Here is an 18,243-nt window from a genome sequence, read left to right on the forward strand (position 1 = left end):
ACTCCGCCATGGAATATCCTGGCAGTGGCTCAAGATTATCCCGGCTTGACGAAGATCAACCACACAATTAGGCTTGAGTTCCTGCCACGGCAGTTATTCTGAAACCCTCTGACAAGGCAGGGAATTTGTCACACCAGCCCCCTACACATACCGGTTCCCTCTTTCACGCAGGCCAGGAAGCGGAAGCCAGGCACGATGATACCGCAGCCCTGGAGCACTATACTGCGTCACTCGCCACTGAAGGCCACCCGCTGCTAACTTGGCTCAGGATTGGTCATATTTTCCTGCGCATGAGGCAATACCAGCAGGCCGCAGAGACCATGGAACTTGCATTGGGCATGGCGCCACAGGAGGCAGCAGCCATGCACGGCCTGGCCATGGCCTATTTTCACCTGGGCCGGCATGAGGAAGCCCGTGCATTGATTGACCACGTGGTGGAAGTACAGCCTGGCCATGCAGCTTATGCGCTGGATCGCGCCAATATCCATGCCATCTCCACAGATAATCCCATACATCAACGCGCCCTGTATGAACAATGGGCGCAATACTTGCCCAGTGAAATGGGGCATGGGCCGCAAGTGTTTGCGAACAGTCCTGATCCTGATCGCGTATTGCGCATCGCTTATATCATCGACGACCTGGATACCCTGTCGCACCTGCTGCTACCTGTGCTTGAGCATCACGATGCCAGTCATGTACGAGCATGTGTTTTATGCGCCAGTCATATTCAGGCACAGGCTTCGTCCCTGCACGACATTTCCAGACTCAGCGCTGATGCACTCCATACCTTGATTCGCACTCTGGAAATTGATCTATTGGTCAATCTTGCTGATTTTTCCCGGCATGCAATACCGTCTGTGCTGGCCCGCCGCGCCGCACCCATCCAGTTGAACTGGCTGGGGATGCGTAGCAGCACGGGATTGCAAACCATGGACTATTGCTTGACTGACGCTGAGACAGACCCAGCCGGTCATGAACATTTCTACCTAGAGAAACTGCTGCGATTGCATCACCTATGCAGCTACAACCCACCACAACATGACACCCTGGCACCTGTGCCCCCCATGTTGCAAGCCAATCCACCCACACTGGGCTCATTCAATCGCGCTTACAGAGTCACTGATCAGGCATTACTGCTCTGGAAGCGCATCATGGAGGCTAGGCCTGATGTGCAGTTACTGCTGCATGTAGAGGAAACAGACATCGACGATGCCGTCAATGCCATGGAACCACGGCTGGTCCAGCTTGGCATGCCGATGGAACGCATCATCATCTCGCCAGCGGTCTCCACAGAAGAGCTCATGACACGCGGCAGCATTGTGGACATCGCGCTCGATAGCTTTCCCACATCTGATATCGCAACCACCCTGCATACCTTGTGGATGGGTCTGCCCATTATTGCCATGGACTCCACTCTGGCGCCGCACTCGGTAGCCATCCTGAAACATCTGGGGCTGACGCAATGGATTGCCAGTAGTGCAGAGGAATATATTGCCAAGGTACTGCAATTGCTCGACGCCCCGGAACAGTTGCAAACATACCGTTCACAACTGCAGCAACAGTTGCAACAATCACCGCTCATGGATCATGCAGGATATTGCCGGAAGCTGGAAAGCTGCTACCGCCAGATCTGGCATACCTATCTGCAGCAAACAGAATAATGCCGGGCTGTCAGCACTTGACTGACAGCCACATCATCCTTTCCCCGACTGTCAGGAACTGAGGCAGGCACTATCATGGCCTTCAGATGCATCACATTGCAATTTATTGACTGAATCATCTCAAAAGGAGCACACCATGAACTGGGATCAAGTTGAAGGCAACTGGAAACAACTCAAGGGTAAGGTTCATCAGCAGTGGGGCAAACTCACTGACGACCAGTTTGAACAAATCAAGGGCAACCGCGAAATGCTGTCTGGAAAACTGCAAGAGCTATATGGTATTTCCAAGGAAGAAGCCGAAAAGCAGATTCAGGCTTTCAACCGGGATTGCACCAAGCATTAATCTCCGAAGTTTCATTTGATTCTCCTCCAGAGAAACTCCCCTGCGCCGGCCTTCATGGCCGGTTTTTTTTGCATAGCGAAAATTGCTGCATCATCCAGCGATGAAACCGATAAAATCCCGGCATGTCCATTCCCAGTTTCAGTTACGTCACTTGCCATTTTTCCGGCCTGGATTTCATTGTGCGTATCGAATCCAGCCTGTTGGCAGCAGATATCCTGACCAGCAAACGTATCGTCTGCACCACACCAGTGCCGGCATTCTGCCGCAATATTCCGACAGACTGTTTCAACGCCATAGAGGGCAATAAACTATATAAACTGGCTTACTATCTGGAGAACCTGACCTCGCTCCCAACGGTCAGGCGCATCTGGAGCCACGGTTCAGCCCAGTCCAATGCCATGCTGGCATTGAGTGCGCTCGCACAACTCATGTCTACGGAATTCCACTACGTGGTGCCTTATCTGCCGCCTGCGCTCAAGCAGCACCCCAACGGCAACCTGGCACGCGCATTGACACATGGCATGCAACTGCATATTGACGGCCCCTTGTACCGCCGCATGGCAGCGCAAGAGTTTGTGCCAGAGACAGACGAATGGATATTTGGGGAAGGGGCCAGCCATGCCCAGGTGCAACACGGATTTTCCCACATGGGCAAGGAGCTGACCGAAGTATGCAGGGAGCTGGAATTAAGGCAGGTATTCCTGCCGTCCGGGACCGGTGTCAGCGCCCGCCATCTTGCAGCTTCATTACCCGGTTTAGCCACCATGACAATGCCGGTGTATGGGGATGCTGCGTATCTGCAAAATGTGTTTGCATCACAACATTCCAACGAACCACACCCCGTCATATTGAGCCCGGCACAGCCCTACCGCTTTGGCACATTACACCGTGAGTTATGGGAACTACACACCAGGCTCTTGGCAGACACAGGGATCAGCTTCGATCTGCTGTACGATCTGCCGGCCTGGGCCTGCATCCTGCAGCACCGCGAGAAATTCACACAACCCTGGCTATACCTGCATCAAGGCGGCATGCATGGCAGCAGCACCATGCATGACCGCTATCAACGCATGCTAGCCGCCGGCTAGAAATCCACCGTCAGGCCGACATTCACAGATCGCCCCACTCCTGCCAGTGGGCCCATGGCACCGACAGAACCCTCAGCCTTCCAATTTGCATAATTCACGCCACCAGTCGGTAATGCATAGTAGCGATCAAACAGGTTGGTCACGCTGAAATCCAGCCTGGCCTTGGTCCACTGATAACTGCTGCGCAGATCAACCAGGGTATATCCACCGGTTTCAGGTTCCAGTCGCGCATCATCGACACGGGTCTTGCTGTCGACGAACTGCACATCGACACCATTCGACCAGGCTCCTTTTTTCTGTTCCAGGCTGATGCGGGCATTGAGCGGCATGATCTGGTAGAGCGAATCACCATTGATGCGCTCGCCGCGCATCCAGGCCAGGCTGGCCTTGACCCGGCCTTCGCCCCACGGCGTGTCGTGCCAGAGCTGTTTCGCGCCGTTCATATTGATGCCGTAGAAGCGGGCATCCTGATTGTCGAAACGCAGGTTGGCGCGATTGCCCGCCAGCCCGGCATTGAGCTGCTCCACCCCGATATAGTCCTGCACGTAGGTGAAATAAGGCGTGACCTTGGCCTGCCAGGCTTTGCTCTCGGCATCGTGCCAATCCAGCGTGGCGCTGATGGTGTTGGCTTTTTCCGGCTTGAGGTTGGGGTTGCCGAGATAGCCGTTGGCATCGCCGAACCAGCCTATCATATTGCGCGCCATCTGGCCGACACCCCAGGAGTAACGCTCATAGAGGCTGGGAGAGCGCGTCTTGCGCGCATATCCAAACTCGATGCTGGTAGTCTCGGAAAACGCATATTTCCCGGTTGCAGTCAGGTCAACATGGTTATCACTGGCGGCACGGCTGCCCGCGTTGAAATTGGCCGCAGCCAATGTATCGGCAGCACTCATCATGCCGCCATAGGATTGCACCCTACCGGTGCTGCTGCGCACATGGTCAACCCGCGCGCCCAGCAGGGAGCTCCAGCGGCTATCCCACTGCGATTCCACTTCCGCGAATATCCCGATGCGGTCGCGACGGCCATCATTGATATTCACGAATGTGTTTGGCCCCATCATCATGCTGCCAGCTACGGCCGGCCATTCATCATCCAGCGTCTGACGGTGGAATTCATTGCCGACCCGCAGGGTATGCGCCTCATCCAATGGAATCGTCGCCTTGATGTTGTAGCCCATATCCTTGCCATGTGTTTTCATTGGCATCGTGCCGGGTTTTTCCGACGTAAAGAAACCCATTTCATGGTGGACTTCCTGCCAGTACACTCGGGTATCGAGATTCCCCCAGGCAAACTCGCGACTGTAACTCGCATTGATTGAATCTGCCTTGTTGCCCACCAGATCCATATACTGATTCGGGAAACCCTGGTGAGGCACCTCCTGATGACTCAGGCGCAGCACAAAATCCTCGTCCTCTCCCTTGGCACCCAAGGTCAGGGTCTGGATATGACGTTCAAACTGGGTAGCACGTATCTTATCGCCGTTACCATCCCGGTAACTCTGCCCCCTATCCATGGTACTGGTGAAATTCAGGCTCAGATTGTCACTCGCAGCCGTAGCATTCAATGCCGTACTCAAGCCATTATTATTGCTGCGATACACTGTGGAAAAACTACCCTGGTATAACCACTCATCAGCACTGTTTGCATATACCGGCCTGGCAGAATCCACAGTAATCGTGCCGGCAATGCTGTCACCTCCCATACTGACTGGCGTGATACCCGCCAGCACATTGACACTTGCAACCGCAGCCGGAGAAATATAGGTCAACGGGGCATTCATACTATTGGCACATGCTGCCGTGAGCTCCGCCCCATCCACCAGCACACGAATGCGGTTGTCATTCATGCCACGGATATTCGGCAGGGCAGCAATCCCACCCGCCTGATATGAATACGCTCCCGTGTAGTCCTGCAGCAACGCAGCAGCATCTGGACTATTGACCATACGCTTATGCAAATGGCCTTCACTGTCATGCGCATGCACCGTCACCTCAACCGCTGGCAACTCCTGCAAATGATCATGATCCGCCAGTGCTATCCCACTGAACCACGGTGCCAGCGCCAGTACTGCCCACTTCAATTGCATACCATCACCTGTCACACCAGAATATCCTATTGTCGCTACCATCCATTGGCTCCTGTCTCCCAGTCCACGTATCCGCACCATGGATACCACTTGGCAAAGAGCTGGATTCTAATGGCAATTTCCCCGGGTCAAAATGCGGCATAATGCCGCATCCAGAGCATGGTGAGTGCAGAAGAAACAGGTATAATCCCCACCTGCGCGGGCGTAGTTCAATGGTAGAACGCCAGCTTCCCAAGCTTGATACGCGGGTTCGATTCCCGTCGCCCGCTCCATTTGCTACTGATTGCGCATCTGCGCCATGTCCCACTGTTACATTTACTCAACTTAAGCTCGTCCTGCATGCATATCGCTTTCCGGCGCCGGCGCGCCTTGTTTATGTTTTTCCTGCTGACGGGGTTGGCTGTGGCCTCGTGGGTCACGCGTACACCGGCGATCCGCGATCAGTTGGGTGTCTCGTTGGCAGAAATGGGCTTGATTTTGTTCAGCATTTCCATCGGCGCCATGAGCGGTATCCTGAGCTCAGGCAAACTGGTCCAGCGCTGGGGCACCAGGTCTGTGATTCGCAGTGGCATGCTGTTGTTATTGGCAGGGCTTGGCATCCTGGCGATTGGTTTGAGCAGCGCGGTGGCACTGATTGCGGCGTTTGGGCTGATGTTGTTCGGCCTGGGGATTGGCGTAGGGGAGATTGCGCTAAATGTTGAAGGCGCGGAAGTGGAACGAATTACGCAACGGCCTGCATTGGCGATGCTGCACGCAGGTTTCAGCTTGGGCACCTTTCTGGGCGGCCTGGTAGGTATCGGCCTGGCAAGTATTGCGTTCCCCGTGTCCTGGCATATTGCGCTTACTGCACTATTGGGCCTGCCGGTGACGCTGTGGGCATTACAGGCAATTCCACAGGGAGTTGGCGTGGAAACACGCAAAGCGCCTGATGAGAGGGAGACAAATAGTACGTCCTTCCGCCCATGGCAGGATTACCAGCTGTTGTGTATCGGGCTGATCGTCCTGGGCATGGCTTTGGCGGAAGGCGCTGCCACGGACTGGATTCCCATCCTGATGGTGGATGAGCACCAGTTCAGCCAGGCCACAGGCTCCATGGTATACACCGGTTTTGCCGGCATGATGGCACTGGGACGTTTCAGCGGCCATTATTTTCTCACTCGATTCAGCCGTACTGCAGTGGTGCGTGCCAGCGCCTTGCTGGGTGTAATCGGGATAAGTACTGTCATTTTCGCCGCCGACCCTTATCTGGCAGCAGCTGCCGTGCTGTTCTGGGGATTGGGCACAGCCTTGGGTTTCCCCTTGGCCATTTCCGCGGCTGGCGATACCGGGCCACATCCAACGGCGCGCGTCAGTGTAGTGGCAACAGCAGGCTATATCGCCTTTCTGGCCGGGCCGCCCCTGCTGGGATTTATAGGAGAGCATTTTTCCCTGCGCCAGGCTTTGCTGGTAGTACTGTTGTTCATGGGGCTGGCTGTTTTTCTCGCACGCGCAGTATCGCCACGCCCTGATCGCCTGTCCTATTGATTTGTAACTGAATTTGTAACTGATTTGTACAGGTAATGCCGATTTTTACCATCCTGCGACAAATGCCGCACCTAAAATGAAAATACTGCGACGGTTGTCGCATCAAGATTAAATTTTGATTATTTTTATTTTTAGACTGGATGTTTAAATTATGCGTTCCTATGTTCTGTTCTCCCTGCTGATGGCTCCTGCCCTGGCGTTTGCAAACAACTGTGAAGTCAATGTCAGCGCTGGCGATTCCATGTCATTCAACGTACGTTCCATTGATGTTCCCAAGAGCTGTAAGGAATTCACTGTCAACTTCGCCCACACTGGTACCGCATCCAAAGCCGGCATGGGTCACAACTGGGTCCTGGCCAAGACTTCTGATGTCACAGATGTAGCCAAGGCTGGCATGGAAGCTGGTATCGACAAGAATTACCTGCCAGAAAACGATGCTCGCGTACTGGCGTTCACTCCACTGCTGGGTGGCGGTGAAAAGGCATCTGTTAAATTCAACCCAAGCATCATGAAAGATGGCGAAGCCTATTCCTTCTTCTGTTCCTTCGCATTCCACTCATTCATGATGCGCGGCACAGTAAAGCTGGTTGACTAAGTACTTTTTCCAGTCAGCAGATTATCTCTCCTTGTAAGTCTTACTACTTACTCCCTTTGTCCGGTGGGTTGCGCCACCGGACTTTTTTTGCACTTTTTCAGGGAAAGTTCACAGAAGTGATTACTTGCTTACGATAGGGATGCCGTGGAAAGATTTGCCAAGATCGAACTTCATGGCAATGGCACCAGATGAACATTGGTCCAGGCATGCGCCACAGCGGGTACAATCGCCATGTGTGACAGCATTAGCCTTGAGTGAAACCACAGGAGCCAGGACGTGAGGTTCTGGACAGACCTTGATACACGCGCCACAACCTGCGCAGGAACCAGATTGCTTGGCAGTGACCCGTACGCGCCCATAGCGCCCCAATACAGAGTAAAAAGCTCCGACCGGGCATAAGTGTCCACACCAGCCACGGCGAGTGATCAACAGATCAAAAAGGAACAGGCTGAGTAAAACCAGCCCTCCCGCGAGGGAACTCCACATGAGCTCACGCTGGAACAGGGTAATGGGATTGAAGTTTTCCCATGCCAGCGTGCCGCTGAGCACAGTCAATACCAGCGACATGCCCAGCACTGCCATGCGCAGCTCGCGCGGCATGGTCATATTGCCTTTCACATTGAGCTTCTGGCGCAACCAGTAGGCCAAATCCGTTACCATATTGATTGGGCAGACCCAGCTGCAATAGATACGCCCGCCGAATATAAAATAAAAGGCGGCAATCAACACCGTGCCAATCAACGCAGTTTTTGCCAGCATGGTACCGGACAACAAGGATTGCAGTGCGATGAAGGGATCCGTCAACGGCAGGACGCCCAACCAGAGACTGGAAGAAAGGTTGCCGTTGGCGATACGTCCAATTTCGGGCCAGTCCACCAGAAACGCCAATACGATAAAAATCTGCACCATCCGGCGGCTGAGTAGCCAGCGGCGACGATACAATGCAGCAAGGGACGCACTCATCCTTTCATCCCCCATACTGGGGTACGGCCTGCCGGGTTTGCACCAGACAATCCCTGACCCAGCTCGCGCGGCAATACGCGAATCGCCGCTTCCGCCAGCACGCAGTGTTTCTCACAGGTGCCGCATCCAGTGCATTTGGTGCTGTCCACTGTTGGGATCTGCAATACGCCCAGCTCATTCTGGATAGGCTTGAGGGAGATCGCCTCACCGCGGATAGGGCATACACGAACGCAAATACTGCAGGTCATGCCTTTATAGTTGAGGCAGGTTTCGTGATCGACCAGCACTGCAAGGCCCATATCGGCCTTGCGTATATCCGTCAGCAGGGGATCAAGAGCGCCGGTAGGGCAGGCAGCAACACAGGGAATGTCGTAACACATGCGGCACGGCTCTTCCCGTGCAGTAAAGAAGGGAGTGCCCATGGGAGCAGGATCTGCCCAGCTGGCCAGCTTGAGGATATCGAACGGGCAATCCTCCACGCACAGACCGCAACGTACGCAGGCAGACTGGAAATCCTTTTCCGGCAGTGCGCCGGGCGGTCGCAAAACAGAGGCGGCTGGCGCAGGACGCGACCTGAGCAATGCACTACCTATGATAGAACCCACAACAGCCGCACCCAGACGACGCGACACTTTCTTGAACATGCGCCTGCGTTCAGGCTCTTCTATCGTTGACGCAGGTTTGTTGTTTCTATCTTCGGCCATGATTGACCTCCATTTGCTTGATTACTGCGATGCTGGCACTTGCACTTTCATATCCGCCCGGATAACAGTGTGAATCCAGCACCTGAACACATACTCATCACCATCCTCGGCATCCGCCGGAACAGTCCATGACACCGTCGTGTTAGGCAATTGCGCAGCAGTCTCGGTAAGATTGACGATGGTGCCATCAGGGTAAGTCACATATACGGCATGCACGATATCCGAATGATTGTGGATGTCGATGCGGTCGCCAGGCTTAGGCACAAAATCCCACGGTTCAAAATCGTGATGCGTCAATTCCATACGATGCACTTCCGCGCTCCATGCCATGGAAGAAGCGCTAAAAATGAATCCGGCCACCAGCACCAACAACCATGTCTGCCAGCGCATCATCCAACCTGTACCAGGCTGTGCGCTTACTTGCCTTTCATCATTAACCGGTATTCGAAAATGTACCGATTCAGAACCTGTTTTGATCATTCACTTTACTCCGGTAGATTGGGGAATTCCATATCCAGCGGCCCGCCATCCAGGGTATGGATAAAGTCAATCAGGTACGCTCTTTCGACATCGGAAAGCTCGAACGGCTTCATTTCCTGTGACAGACTTTCGCGCTGGACTCCCCCTTGCTCATAATGCTTGATAACCTCTTCCAGGCTATGCATGGAGCCATCGTGCATGAAAGGGCCATTTTTCGGTAAATCCCTCAGCGAGGGTGTCTTGAAGGCATGCTGCATCAATACAAGCTGCGATGGCACTTTAGCGCCACGTCCAGGATCCAGGCTTTCCAACCCGATATCGTGGAAAGCATCTTCTGTGAAACGCCAGGACTTATGGCAGGACACGCAATTGGCCTTGCCTTCAAACAAGGCGAAACCGCGCTTGGCGTTTTCGCTGATCGCATTTTCATCACCTGCCACCCACCGATCAAAGGGTGCGGTCTTGGAAACCAGCGTACGCTGAAAACTGGCTAGTGCCTGCGTCACCCGCTTGGGAGTGATCTCAGCATCGCCAAAAGCCTGGGTAAACAGTGGCTGGTATCCGGCAACCTCTTTCAGCCGATCCAGCAACAAAGGCATTTCAAAATTCATTTCATGTGCCGTGGTAATCGGCAGGACTGCCTGGGCTTCCAGAGAAGCAGCGCGGCCATCCCACATCAAGGCATTGAGCCAGGCACTATTGAGTACTGTCGGCGTACGTCGCGCATTAGGGACGCCATCCGCCTTCAGTGGTAACACCCGCCCATCACTCCAACGCATGTTGGGACTATGGCAAGTGGCACAAGACATGGCCCCGTCCCGGGAGAGACGGGGATCAAAAAACAGGGTCTTGCCCAGTGTGACTTTTTCTATGGTCAACGGATTGGACGGTGGCGACGGAATGTCAGCCGGGCGCTGATAGGATTCCCGCGGAGGAAGATCAGCGGCGCGGCTGATACCCATCGCCGCCACCAGACCCAAAACCAGAAACAAACCACAGTAACGCATACTTGAAACAGACCCTGTCACTGCCCTACTTAGCTAGCCTTACCAACGATTGGTGAGACTGTGCAGTGGTAGGTCATCGCATCGTTATCAGCACCGAAGCACCATACGATGTCGTTATTGAACTCAGGACGATAAACAGGCAACTCACCTTGTACGTTCATGCAGTTGCAACGACCGCAAGTCTGCTTACCGCAACAATCGCGGTATGCAATCAGGTAAGTCTGGCCATCACCTGGGTTGAAACAGCTGGCAACCCATGAGCTTGGTGACAACTCTGATCCTGGAGGGCAGGAAGTCAGGGTACCACCGCAGCAATCACACAAATTGCCGTCGATGGAACAATGACGCCAGTAGTCACAAGACTTGGGATCCTTGTCCTGTGGCTTCCAGCCTTCACGGCCCAATGTGCCCTTGGTTTCAGCGTGCGCTTCGTTCATGCGGCCACGGCGGTCCACTGGTAGCAATGGCAGCAACGCAGAACCTGCCAGGAATGCACCCAGTTTACCGATAAAGCCACGACGACCGGTTTTGCTGGCGGTAGTACGTGCCAACTTCTCGATACTTGAATCAAAACCCTTGTTTTTTTTCATTTGATTTCCTTCTCCGTAAATTTTCCGACTCTGGAGTCAGTAATTAATGCACATGTTTCGACGCATCTTCTGCGCCGTGCTTAAGGAAGTTCTGCAAAGTTGCATGACCCATGCGAGTTGTCTCAAACAAGCTTTCGACATGCTCGCGGGTATTGCAGAGACCTTTGGCCTGAATAACACCGTCTGAATCAAGAAGAACGCCATACGGAACCTTGGAAACTTGGTAACGCATACCGATCTCGGCGGAGACAACGTAACGCTCGCCATCCAGAGGATGATTACGCAGGAATTCACGATGCTCAGCCTGCGTGCCATCACTGATAAGGATTACATCAGTATTTTCAGTAGCAGCTACTGAACGGATGATAGGCAGCAGTTTCTGACAGATTGGGCAGGAAGGACCAGTAAACATCAGCAGGCTTGCACGGCCTGGAGTCACGGCACGACCAACAGTCACAGGAGCGCCGTCGATGGTGGTCAGGCTGAATACAGGTGATTTCTCACCAATATCAGGTCCGTGATCAATCATCATGGCACCCAGCGGTGCTGAACGTTCATGCAGTAAACCAATCTGACGAATAACACCCAGCATCAGTGCAGCGAGGGCCAGGAATGCTCCCCACAGCAACACATTTGACGCAATTAGAAGTCCGGTATTCATTATCAATTTCCTTTATTCAAAGTCTAATTTCTTGGATGCACGGTCTGGCAGTCCTACCATCAGATCCGCAGCCAAATAAAGCAACGCAAGCATTGTTGCTGCTGCCACACCCATCAATGCTGAACCCCATGAAATGTTGGCCACTTCCACAGGAACCGCAGCGGCGTAAAGACTGACGCCAGCCAGAGCGATTGCCCGTAATACATGGAACATTCCGATGCGGCTCATACTGGTGGGGCGGCGTACGCAACCACAATCAATATGAGTGCGACCACGCCCGACGTTAATTGCCAGTGCCAGCCCAAACATCACGAACAAAGCAGCAGCTACCCATGCTGCTATTTCGCGCGCTGGCGGCACCAGCAATGCTGCGGCACAAACCAGCTCGATCCATGGCAGCAGTCTTGCAAATGGGACTACCATGAAAGAAGGAAGCAGCCGGTAATTTGCAACCACGCCCTGAAACTCTTCCGGTTGGCGCAGCTTGGGTATCGCTGCAGCTGCCAGAATCATTGCCAGGAATAACGAAGCGAGTACTGCTGTAGTTGGATCATCAATAAGCCAGTTCATGATGGTGACCTCTTATTTATCCAGCGTCAGGGAGATTGTAGGAGCGCGACCCAACTCATCGACCTTGCCGGTTTGCTTGCCGGAAAGCGCGTTGAATGTGTACATCGTCTTGTCTTCAGCAGAAACCGCATACAGATTTGGATCTGCATCCTGAGTGACACTGATACCGTCGATCTCATGCTTCAGGTCAATGCGACGCAGACGCTTGCCGGTAGTGCCATCAATCACGAAAACATAACGACTTGCAGTCACGTGAGTCCACTTGGCGCGCTGATCAGCCAGCACATAGATTTCGTTACGTGCCTTATGGTACGCAACAACTTGCCAGCCACCTGGACGCCAGTTCGCAGCTTTTTCCTTGTCAGAGAAAATTTCGATAGGCTTCAGGAACTCAGCACCCTTGTCAGACAACTTAGCCTGGAATACACGACCTTCATAAGTAGGCCATACCAGACGACCAGTGCTGTTAGAGTAGTAAGGATTCACAAACAGGTAGTCATCCTCGGCGTGGAACACCTTGGTTGGTTTCTGCTTGGTATTGCCCTTGTCATCATAGGTGATGTGCATCATGGAACCATCACGACAGTGCATATAGAAACCCTGGTTAGGCACAGGGAAAATATGGTAACAGTCGGGAATATCCATCATCTTCACGAAGGACTTTTTCTCCAGATCCACCAAACCAACCGCAGGAGACGGTGCAAACTGTTGGAACAGCATATGCTTGTTGTCGGTGGAAATGGATGCCAGGCGCTCCATCACACCTGTCAGGAAGCGGCCTTCAGGAATATCGATATCAGCCAGCACCTTGAGGGATTGAGCATCAATCACTTGCACATAGTCATCACGCTTGCCACTGGCAATACGGGAATAGGTAGTATTGGAAGTCACGAAGAACTTGCCATCGCTGCTCAGCATCAGGTTAGCCAACTTGCCGCTATCGGTCATGCCGAGCAGGTTGTTGTTCTTACCATCAATGCTGTAAACAGTCGTTGTCACGTTAAAGTGACCAGGATCCTGCACGTAAACACGCTTGGAATCAGCTGGTACACCTGGTTCGATCGTGATGTCTTCCTGCGTTTTGGCAGTACCGATCGCGCCCAGCGAACTTGGCACGGCATCAGCAGCAAATGCCGAATACGTTGTTGCCAATAAGGCAGCTAGAGCTAGCTTCCCTATCAGGCGACTAGATTGGAATGTTGTCATACTTCCTCCAGACATTGTTAAGGTTATATCCACATACTTCTACTTCAATCACATCCGTCATTACAGCGCCAACAGCACCAGAGATGCAGTGGCGACAGACAACAGAAGGAAACCATCGACTTCAACAGCACGCTCTTGCCAGCGGGCGAGCCATGCCTGCACAGTCACATTCTTGATAGGCAGGAAGTTCACAGCCACAGGCAGGCAACGACCGATATTGAAAATGCCGATAATGATGATGGCGGTCTTGACGTCTCCGCAGAACAGCGCAACACCCGTCACGATGTACAGGATCGGTGTTTGCACATAGGTGAGGTAATTCATACCCAGTGCATAGCCATACAACAATCCGATGACAGATGAGCGAAAGCGGAAACGGGCATCATGTGGCACCTGGGCGCGACGTTGTGGATAAGGCATCTTCATAAAGCCCATCTGGTGTGCGCCATAACCCAGTGCCAACACCGCCATGCCTGCCACCATGTAGCTGAAAGGCAGTGACGAGAACAGCAACCAGCTCACCATTCCCAACATGCCGCCCAGCACCACAGCACCGATGGCATAACCTACAGCATGAGTGAAAAAGGTAGGCGCCCAACGCACAACTGAGCCCAAGGAATAATGACCGGACGGACGTAACAAGCTAAGGCTGGAATACCCGCATGGAGACCATGTGGATAAGAAACCACCAGCCAAAGCCAGTACGATAAACAACCCGGTCAAGGCATTGCTTGTCGACATCTCGGAATGCAAGACAGCACCACCGGCGATACCCACTACAATGGCTGACACCATCAACACAAATCGTGCTCTGGGTGATTGCGCTTCAGAAAAACTGAATGCATCAGGCACGCACGCAACACTCGCTTCGCCACGGGACGACTGACGAGAGGCTTTTGCATCCATACTCACGTTCTCCTCCTCTGGCCATTTGGCCTCTAAAAATTGTTAATAATTTGTAAATGACACGATGCGTACTCTAATCGACACCTCATTGGAGGCTGTAGCAATAATCGGCATGTGCTGTCGATACACCATTGATACATGCGAGGTATTGCCGATTTTTACTATTGGCAGTGATCCCGGTGTCTTGGGTGCGCCATACCGCAAAAGAGAGAAATTCAAGATGCTTTGTAAGCGGCAGTTTCTGCCCACTTGCACAGAAACTGCCGGGCAGCAGGCAAGGTCTTGAATAAGACACTCCCGCCATGAAACTCAAGCGTTATTGATAGGTTCAGAATGTGCGTTTGATATAGCCGAAGAACTTGTTGTCCCCGGTCTTGTAGCCACTGCTGGTCACATACCAGTCATCATTCGCATCAGTCATGATGTAACTCAGTCCGGCATTCCAGCCTTGGCTGTCTGCAATGGAGAAATCCTTGCTCAACCCGATGGCGATATCGGTGTAATCCGCCACGGCATAGTTCTCCACAGTCTGATGCCCCACATGCAACATCAGGTTGAGGTCATAGAAAGGCAGCGTATTGTTGTAATTCAATTCAACATAATTGCTGCCCTTGGAATCCCCGCGGCCAGTGGTGTGGTGACCCACCTGAGTATTGCCATATGATTTGGTATTGACACCAAACCAGTCGGTCAGGGAATGTGAATATCTCAGCGTGAAGTGTTGGTAATCCAGGGCAAGATTGACTTCAGTGACATTGGCGGATTGCCCGGCAATTTTCTCATTGTCCGGATAGTAGTACTGCATGAATCCAACCGTACCGATTAAATCCTCGGTCAGCGCATGGCTGTAACCACCGTAGATATCCACCTCCAGCGTGTTGCCGTAAATGGCGTCCTTGTGCACATTAGTTCCACCTATGCCAAAGAACAGGCCGCTTTCATGGGAATAATCTATGAACAACTGCAAAGCCCCACGCCCACGCGCATACGATATGCCGCGGAACAGATAATCACTATACAACCCAAGGTTGGTAGTGAGGTGATGAGGGGAACTATCCGCCCCGGCATCACCATCAATGGCCGGCAGCTCCTCATTCGCCATGGCAGTGCCCGCTATCAGCACCGAAATACCGCAAGCCAGGATAAATTTAGATTTATATTGCATCTCGACTCCCTTGTTGATTCCAATAAAACTGTGAGAATTTCCGCTCCTCTTAACTAAGGAGCACTGCAGTTTCATCCGCTGAAAATCGAGCATGCCTCCGCCACAATGCCGACCACGACAGTGGAAATCATCAATAAGAACCGCACCCTGACTCCAGACAAACGTCAGTGATACAAAGCCACCCTGACCGTATTCGACCTATCCAGGCGCCGTTGATATTGACATTGAAACGGTGCAACAATAACGACATGAATATGATGGTTATAGTAATAACTGGCATATCCCCCCTTACCCACCAACCAGCCAGTTAGGTCTTGCCAGTTTTTGCTATCCAAACTTTTCATTCACCTCTACAGTTATATTGACAAGTCTGTATAGTGGCTCTCAGTCGCCTTGAAAAAAGCAATATTAATCAATGCGAAAGCGCACTGACCGACATAAAATCAATAGAATGATGAGCTTGACGCTCACATCAGGGGAAGGTGGACATCGACGGGAAGTCGATTCCAATATGGAGGAGTGATTATCATGAGTTTTCGCGAAGATTTTCTGGCAGGGACCCCGTCCTGCGATCAAGAAGTACATATAGTCGAACTATCGACACAAGACGTGCTGGAACAGGCTGATGCCTTGCCATTCTGGTCGCAGGATTACACCCAATTGGGCAAGGGTACTTTTTCCGGCGGCATCTCAAGCACGTCATACCAAGGCATGCAGATATTCCGCGAAACCATGAACCGTGCTGTCGATGAATTTGCCAGTGCTCCAGCAGACAGTTATGTCATCGGCCTGCCCACCATTGCGGATAGTGACTCGTCGTGGGGTCTGCTGCCAGTCCGGGAAAATTCCCTGATCACACTGGACAAGAATGCCGAGCTGCTTTTCCGTACCGCCAACCTGTCAGAAATTACCGTCGCGGTCATCCCCGCAGAGCGCCTGGAGGCATATGCATCTCAAGTTGAATATATAGACCTGCGTAAACTGCTGGAAACAATCAAGCCCGTGGAGTCATTATCAACATCTGCCACCAACCGCTTATTGGCCTCCCTGACAGGGGGTATGCGTTACCTGGCTGATGTTCGCAGCACCGAGCACGATCTGCATATGTGGCAGCATTTTGAAGATGACCTGCTTTCCACTTGCCTGCAAGCGCTGCTGCTGACCCGGGAGAACCCGCGCCAGCATTACGATCACCGTATTCATCGCTATATTGTCAACCGAGTACGGGATTTAACACTGTCCAACTTTGGCTGTCCGCTGACCATCAGCGAGCTCTGTATTGAACTACGCGTGAGCCGTCGTACACTGAACCATGCCTTCGCCCGGGTACTGGGCATCACGCCTGTCACTTACATGCGCAATGTCAGGCTGCACCGTGTCCGGGCTGAACTGCAATTCTCGCCGCAACAGATCACCAGCATTGCCAATGTCGCTGCAAAATGGGGCTTCTGGCACATGAGCCTTTTCTCACGCTATTACCGCGAATTGTTTGGAGAATGTCCAAACGAAACGTTGCTACGCTCACGCGTCAGGTAACCATACCCGCACCATATCCCCTCCCAGCTATCTGACTAACGGTCAGGCACTATTCCGCACAATCAGCACGTCACTGGCAACACTATCCAGAATCCGGGTCGCTATGCTTCCCAACAGCACGCCCAGTAAACCACTACGTCCATGCGTTGATACGACCACCAGATCCACTTTGTGATCCTGCACATATTTCTCCAGTAGCAGATCCGGCTCGCCGTATTCCACAACGACTCCGATCTTGTCTACAGCCTCAGCACCTGCCACCTCGCTGATGAAGTCCCTGCAATTCTGAATGGCATCACTGCGCAACTCGCCCTCATAGGCCAGCCTGTCATCCATGCGGCTGGCGAAATGGGCAAAAGCCGCATGAAACACTACAAGGTTATCCAGCCCAAACAAATCCACGGCACGCGCCAACGCCACTTTTGACGGCTCCGAAAGATCCGTGGCCACCACAATCTTCTGGTAGGGTCGCCGCAACCGCTTTTTCACCACAAGCACCGGGATGCTGGCATGACGTACCAGCCCGGTTACTGTATCGCCAAGCAAAGCCTTGTCAAAAGCACTATCCCGCTTGACCCCGGTCAGTATCAAACCGGCTTCCACCTCTTCTGCCACTTTAAGCACTACGTCCTCCGGCCTACCGCGCACCACGCGAACGCTGATATTGCGCGTATCTTCTGCCATGGCACTCACTTCAGCTTCCAGCTCCTCCTGTATAGCCAGTGCAACATCTTGTGGCTGGCGCCAGCTGGGCTCCTCCAGCACCGGCTGCACGGATTCCAGCGCATGCACCAGGGTGAGGGAAGACTGCCATGCTCGTGACAGCTGCAAGGCACGATCAAGCGCACGATCACATCGGGCACTCAGATCAGTCGCCAGAACCAGGTGATGTGGTGGTGTAGTCTTGAAATTCATGGTCGCCGGGGTTCCTTTCTCATAAGGTCAGATGCAACAGACAATCTCCTATCTGGACAAAGCATAGGTGAAAGCCGTCAATACGACAATTACCTGAACACATTTATCCGCTCCAGTCATGCACGCAACCCACATTAGCCTTACCAGAACCGCCAGGAATAGACCCGGTTCTCTCCTTTCAGGAGTGATTAGGCTAAAATAGGCAGCTTTATAACATTGGCCTGCCCCTCCCGACACAGGAC

General features: G+C 52.9%; 18 protein-coding genes and 1 tRNA gene. 7 read left to right on the top strand and 12 right to left on the bottom strand.

The features are described 5' to 3' along the window. Positions 1–125: 125 nt before the first annotated feature. The 3 genes from CHB59_RS05470 to CHB59_RS05480 all read left to right on the top strand — a co-directional run bounded on the left by CHB59_RS05470 (position 126) and on the right by CHB59_RS05480 (position 3,092). Complete coding sequence (locus CHB59_RS05470) at positions 126–1,661, top strand: O-linked N-acetylglucosamine transferase, SPINDLY family protein (RefSeq protein WP_089375234.1); 1,536 nt, start codon at positions 126–128, stop codon at positions 1,659–1,661. Positions 1,662–1,797: 136 nt separating this feature from the next. Continuing rightward, positions 1,798–2,004 (top strand): CsbD family protein, encoded by a 207-nt coding sequence (locus CHB59_RS05475; RefSeq protein WP_089375235.1) that lies wholly within the window; start codon positions 1,798–1,800, stop codon positions 2,002–2,004. 122 nt (positions 2,005–2,126) lie between these two features. Then, positions 2,127–3,092, top strand: coding sequence for a hypothetical protein (locus CHB59_RS05480; protein WP_089375236.1), 966 nt, complete (start codon positions 2,127–2,129; stop codon positions 3,090–3,092). On the opposite strand, the gene CHB59_RS05485 is transcribed toward CHB59_RS05480, so the two are convergent. Further along, positions 3,089–5,221 (bottom strand): TonB-dependent receptor, encoded by a 2,133-nt coding sequence (locus CHB59_RS05485; protein ID WP_089375237.1) that lies wholly within the window; start codon positions 5,219–5,221, stop codon positions 3,089–3,091. The two genes, CHB59_RS05480 and CHB59_RS05485, sit on opposite strands and share 4 nt — an antisense overlap. A gap of 156 nt (positions 5,222–5,377) precedes the next feature. Here CHB59_RS05485 and CHB59_RS05490 point away from each other — a divergent pair. The 3 genes from CHB59_RS05490 to azu all read left to right on the top strand — a co-directional run bounded on the left by CHB59_RS05490 (position 5,378) and on the right by azu (position 7,298). After that, positions 5,378–5,451: transfer RNA gene (locus CHB59_RS05490), tRNA-Gly, on the top strand. A 67-nt stretch (positions 5,452–5,518) separates the two neighbouring features. Further along, on the top strand, positions 5,519–6,703 hold the full coding sequence (locus CHB59_RS05495; protein WP_089375238.1) for an MFS transporter: 1,185 nt from the start codon (positions 5,519–5,521) through the stop codon (positions 6,701–6,703). A gap of 151 nt (positions 6,704–6,854) precedes the next feature. Then, positions 6,855–7,298, top strand: coding sequence for an azurin (gene azu / locus CHB59_RS05500; protein WP_089375239.1), 444 nt, complete (start codon positions 6,855–6,857; stop codon positions 7,296–7,298). A gap of 120 nt (positions 7,299–7,418) precedes the next feature. On the opposite strand, the gene napH is transcribed toward azu, so the two are convergent. The 10 genes from napH to CHB59_RS05550 all read right to left on the bottom strand — a co-directional run bounded on the left by napH (position 7,419) and on the right by CHB59_RS05550 (position 15,550). Beyond that, entirely contained in the window at positions 7,419–8,261 is an 843-nt protein-coding gene (gene napH / locus CHB59_RS05505; RefSeq protein WP_089375240.1) for a quinol dehydrogenase ferredoxin subunit NapH, read from the bottom strand. Next, positions 8,258–8,965, bottom strand: coding sequence for a ferredoxin-type protein NapG (gene napG / locus CHB59_RS05510; RefSeq protein ID WP_089375241.1), 708 nt, complete (start codon positions 8,963–8,965; stop codon positions 8,258–8,260). Before napG ends, napH begins: the two co-directional genes overlap by 4 nt. A gap of 21 nt (positions 8,966–8,986) precedes the next feature. Further along, on the bottom strand, positions 8,987–9,358 hold the full coding sequence (locus CHB59_RS05515) for a cupredoxin domain-containing protein (RefSeq protein WP_143738694.1): 372 nt from the start codon (positions 9,356–9,358) through the stop codon (positions 8,987–8,989). A gap of 92 nt (positions 9,359–9,450) precedes the next feature. Continuing rightward, positions 9,451–10,452, bottom strand: coding sequence for a tryptophan tryptophylquinone biosynthesis enzyme MauG (gene mauG / locus CHB59_RS05520; protein WP_089375243.1), 1,002 nt, complete (start codon positions 10,450–10,452; stop codon positions 9,451–9,453). A 29-nt stretch (positions 10,453–10,481) separates the two neighbouring features. Beyond that, complete coding sequence (gene mauA, locus CHB59_RS05525) at positions 10,482–11,042, bottom strand: methylamine dehydrogenase (amicyanin) small subunit (RefSeq protein WP_089375244.1); 561 nt, start codon at positions 11,040–11,042, stop codon at positions 10,482–10,484. A 43-nt stretch (positions 11,043–11,085) separates the two neighbouring features. After that, positions 11,086–11,703, bottom strand: coding sequence for a methylamine dehydrogenase accessory protein MauD (mauD, locus tag CHB59_RS05530; protein WP_089375245.1), 618 nt, complete (start codon positions 11,701–11,703; stop codon positions 11,086–11,088). Between the two features lie 12 nt (positions 11,704–11,715). Then, the gene (locus tag CHB59_RS05535) at positions 11,716–12,273 is read right to left on the bottom strand and encodes a MauE/DoxX family redox-associated membrane protein (RefSeq protein ID WP_089375246.1); all 558 of its coding nucleotides are present in this window, start codon (positions 12,271–12,273) and stop codon (positions 11,716–11,718) included. Between the two features lie 12 nt (positions 12,274–12,285). Then, a complete protein-coding gene (mauB, locus tag CHB59_RS05540; protein ID WP_089375247.1) occupies positions 12,286–13,479 on the bottom strand; it encodes a methylamine dehydrogenase (amicyanin) large subunit in 1,194 nt (397 codons plus the stop codon). Between the two features lie 60 nt (positions 13,480–13,539). Further along, positions 13,540–14,385, bottom strand: a complete 846-nt coding sequence (locus CHB59_RS05545; RefSeq protein WP_089375248.1) for a methylamine utilization protein MauF — start codon at positions 14,383–14,385, stop codon at positions 13,540–13,542. Between the two features lie 328 nt (positions 14,386–14,713). Then, positions 14,714–15,550, bottom strand: coding sequence for a TorF family putative porin (locus CHB59_RS05550; RefSeq protein ID WP_089375249.1), 837 nt, complete (start codon positions 15,548–15,550; stop codon positions 14,714–14,716). A gap of 528 nt (positions 15,551–16,078) precedes the next feature. Between CHB59_RS05550 and CHB59_RS05555 the strand changes: the two genes are divergently transcribed. After that, positions 16,079–17,086: a helix-turn-helix domain-containing protein gene (locus CHB59_RS05555; protein WP_089375250.1), complete on the top strand. Its 1,008-nt coding sequence runs from the start codon at positions 16,079–16,081 to the stop codon at positions 17,084–17,086. Between the two features lie 42 nt (positions 17,087–17,128). Here CHB59_RS05555 and CHB59_RS05560 read toward each other — a convergent pair whose 3' ends face one another. Continuing rightward, positions 17,129–18,001, bottom strand: coding sequence for a universal stress protein (locus CHB59_RS05560; RefSeq protein WP_089375251.1), 873 nt, complete (start codon positions 17,999–18,001; stop codon positions 17,129–17,131). Between the last annotated feature and the right edge of the window lie 242 nt (positions 18,002–18,243).

Source organism: Methylobacillus rhizosphaerae (assembly GCF_900187985.1).
Classification (GTDB): domain Bacteria; phylum Pseudomonadota; class Gammaproteobacteria; order Burkholderiales; family Methylophilaceae; genus Methylobacillus; species Methylobacillus rhizosphaerae.

Coding starts and splice junctions, on each gene's coding strand:
- CHB59_RS05475 (WP_089375235.1), top strand. CDS start 1,798: ATGAACTGGGATCAAGTTGAAGGCAACTGGAAACAACTCAAGGGTAAG.
- CHB59_RS05480 (WP_089375236.1), top strand. CDS start 2,127: ATGTCCATTCCCAGTTTCAGTTACGTCACTTGCCATTTTTCCGGCCTG.
- CHB59_RS05485 (WP_089375237.1), bottom strand. CDS start 5,221: ATGGTAGCGACAATAGGATATTCTGGTGTGACAGGTGATGGTATGCAA.
- CHB59_RS05495 (WP_089375238.1), top strand. CDS start 5,519: ATGCATATCGCTTTCCGGCGCCGGCGCGCCTTGTTTATGTTTTTCCTG.
- azu (WP_089375239.1), top strand. CDS start 6,855: ATGCGTTCCTATGTTCTGTTCTCCCTGCTGATGGCTCCTGCCCTGGCG.
- napH (WP_089375240.1), bottom strand. CDS start 8,261: ATGAGTGCGTCCCTTGCTGCATTGTATCGTCGCCGCTGGCTACTCAGC.
- napG (WP_089375241.1), bottom strand. CDS start 8,965: ATGGCCGAAGATAGAAACAACAAACCTGCGTCAACGATAGAAGAGCCT.
- CHB59_RS05515 (WP_143738694.1), bottom strand. CDS start 9,358: ATGATGCGCTGGCAGACATGGTTGTTGGTGCTGGTGGCCGGATTCATT.
- mauG (WP_089375243.1), bottom strand. CDS start 10,452: ATGCGTTACTGTGGTTTGTTTCTGGTTTTGGGTCTGGTGGCGGCGATG.
- mauA (WP_089375244.1), bottom strand. CDS start 11,042: ATGAAAAAAAACAAGGGTTTTGATTCAAGTATCGAGAAGTTGGCACGT.
- mauD (WP_089375245.1), bottom strand. CDS start 11,703: ATGAATACCGGACTTCTAATTGCGTCAAATGTGTTGCTGTGGGGAGCA.
- CHB59_RS05535 (WP_089375246.1), bottom strand. CDS start 12,273: ATGAACTGGCTTATTGATGATCCAACTACAGCAGTACTCGCTTCGTTA.
- mauB (WP_089375247.1), bottom strand. CDS start 13,479: ATGACAACATTCCAATCTAGTCGCCTGATAGGGAAGCTAGCTCTAGCT.
- CHB59_RS05545 (WP_089375248.1), bottom strand. CDS start 14,385: ATGGATGCAAAAGCCTCTCGTCAGTCGTCCCGTGGCGAAGCGAGTGTT.
- CHB59_RS05550 (WP_089375249.1), bottom strand. CDS start 15,550: ATGCAATATAAATCTAAATTTATCCTGGCTTGCGGTATTTCGGTGCTG.
- CHB59_RS05555 (WP_089375250.1), top strand. CDS start 16,079: ATGAGTTTTCGCGAAGATTTTCTGGCAGGGACCCCGTCCTGCGATCAA.
- CHB59_RS05560 (WP_089375251.1), bottom strand. CDS start 18,001: ATGAATTTCAAGACTACACCACCACATCACCTGGTTCTGGCGACTGAT.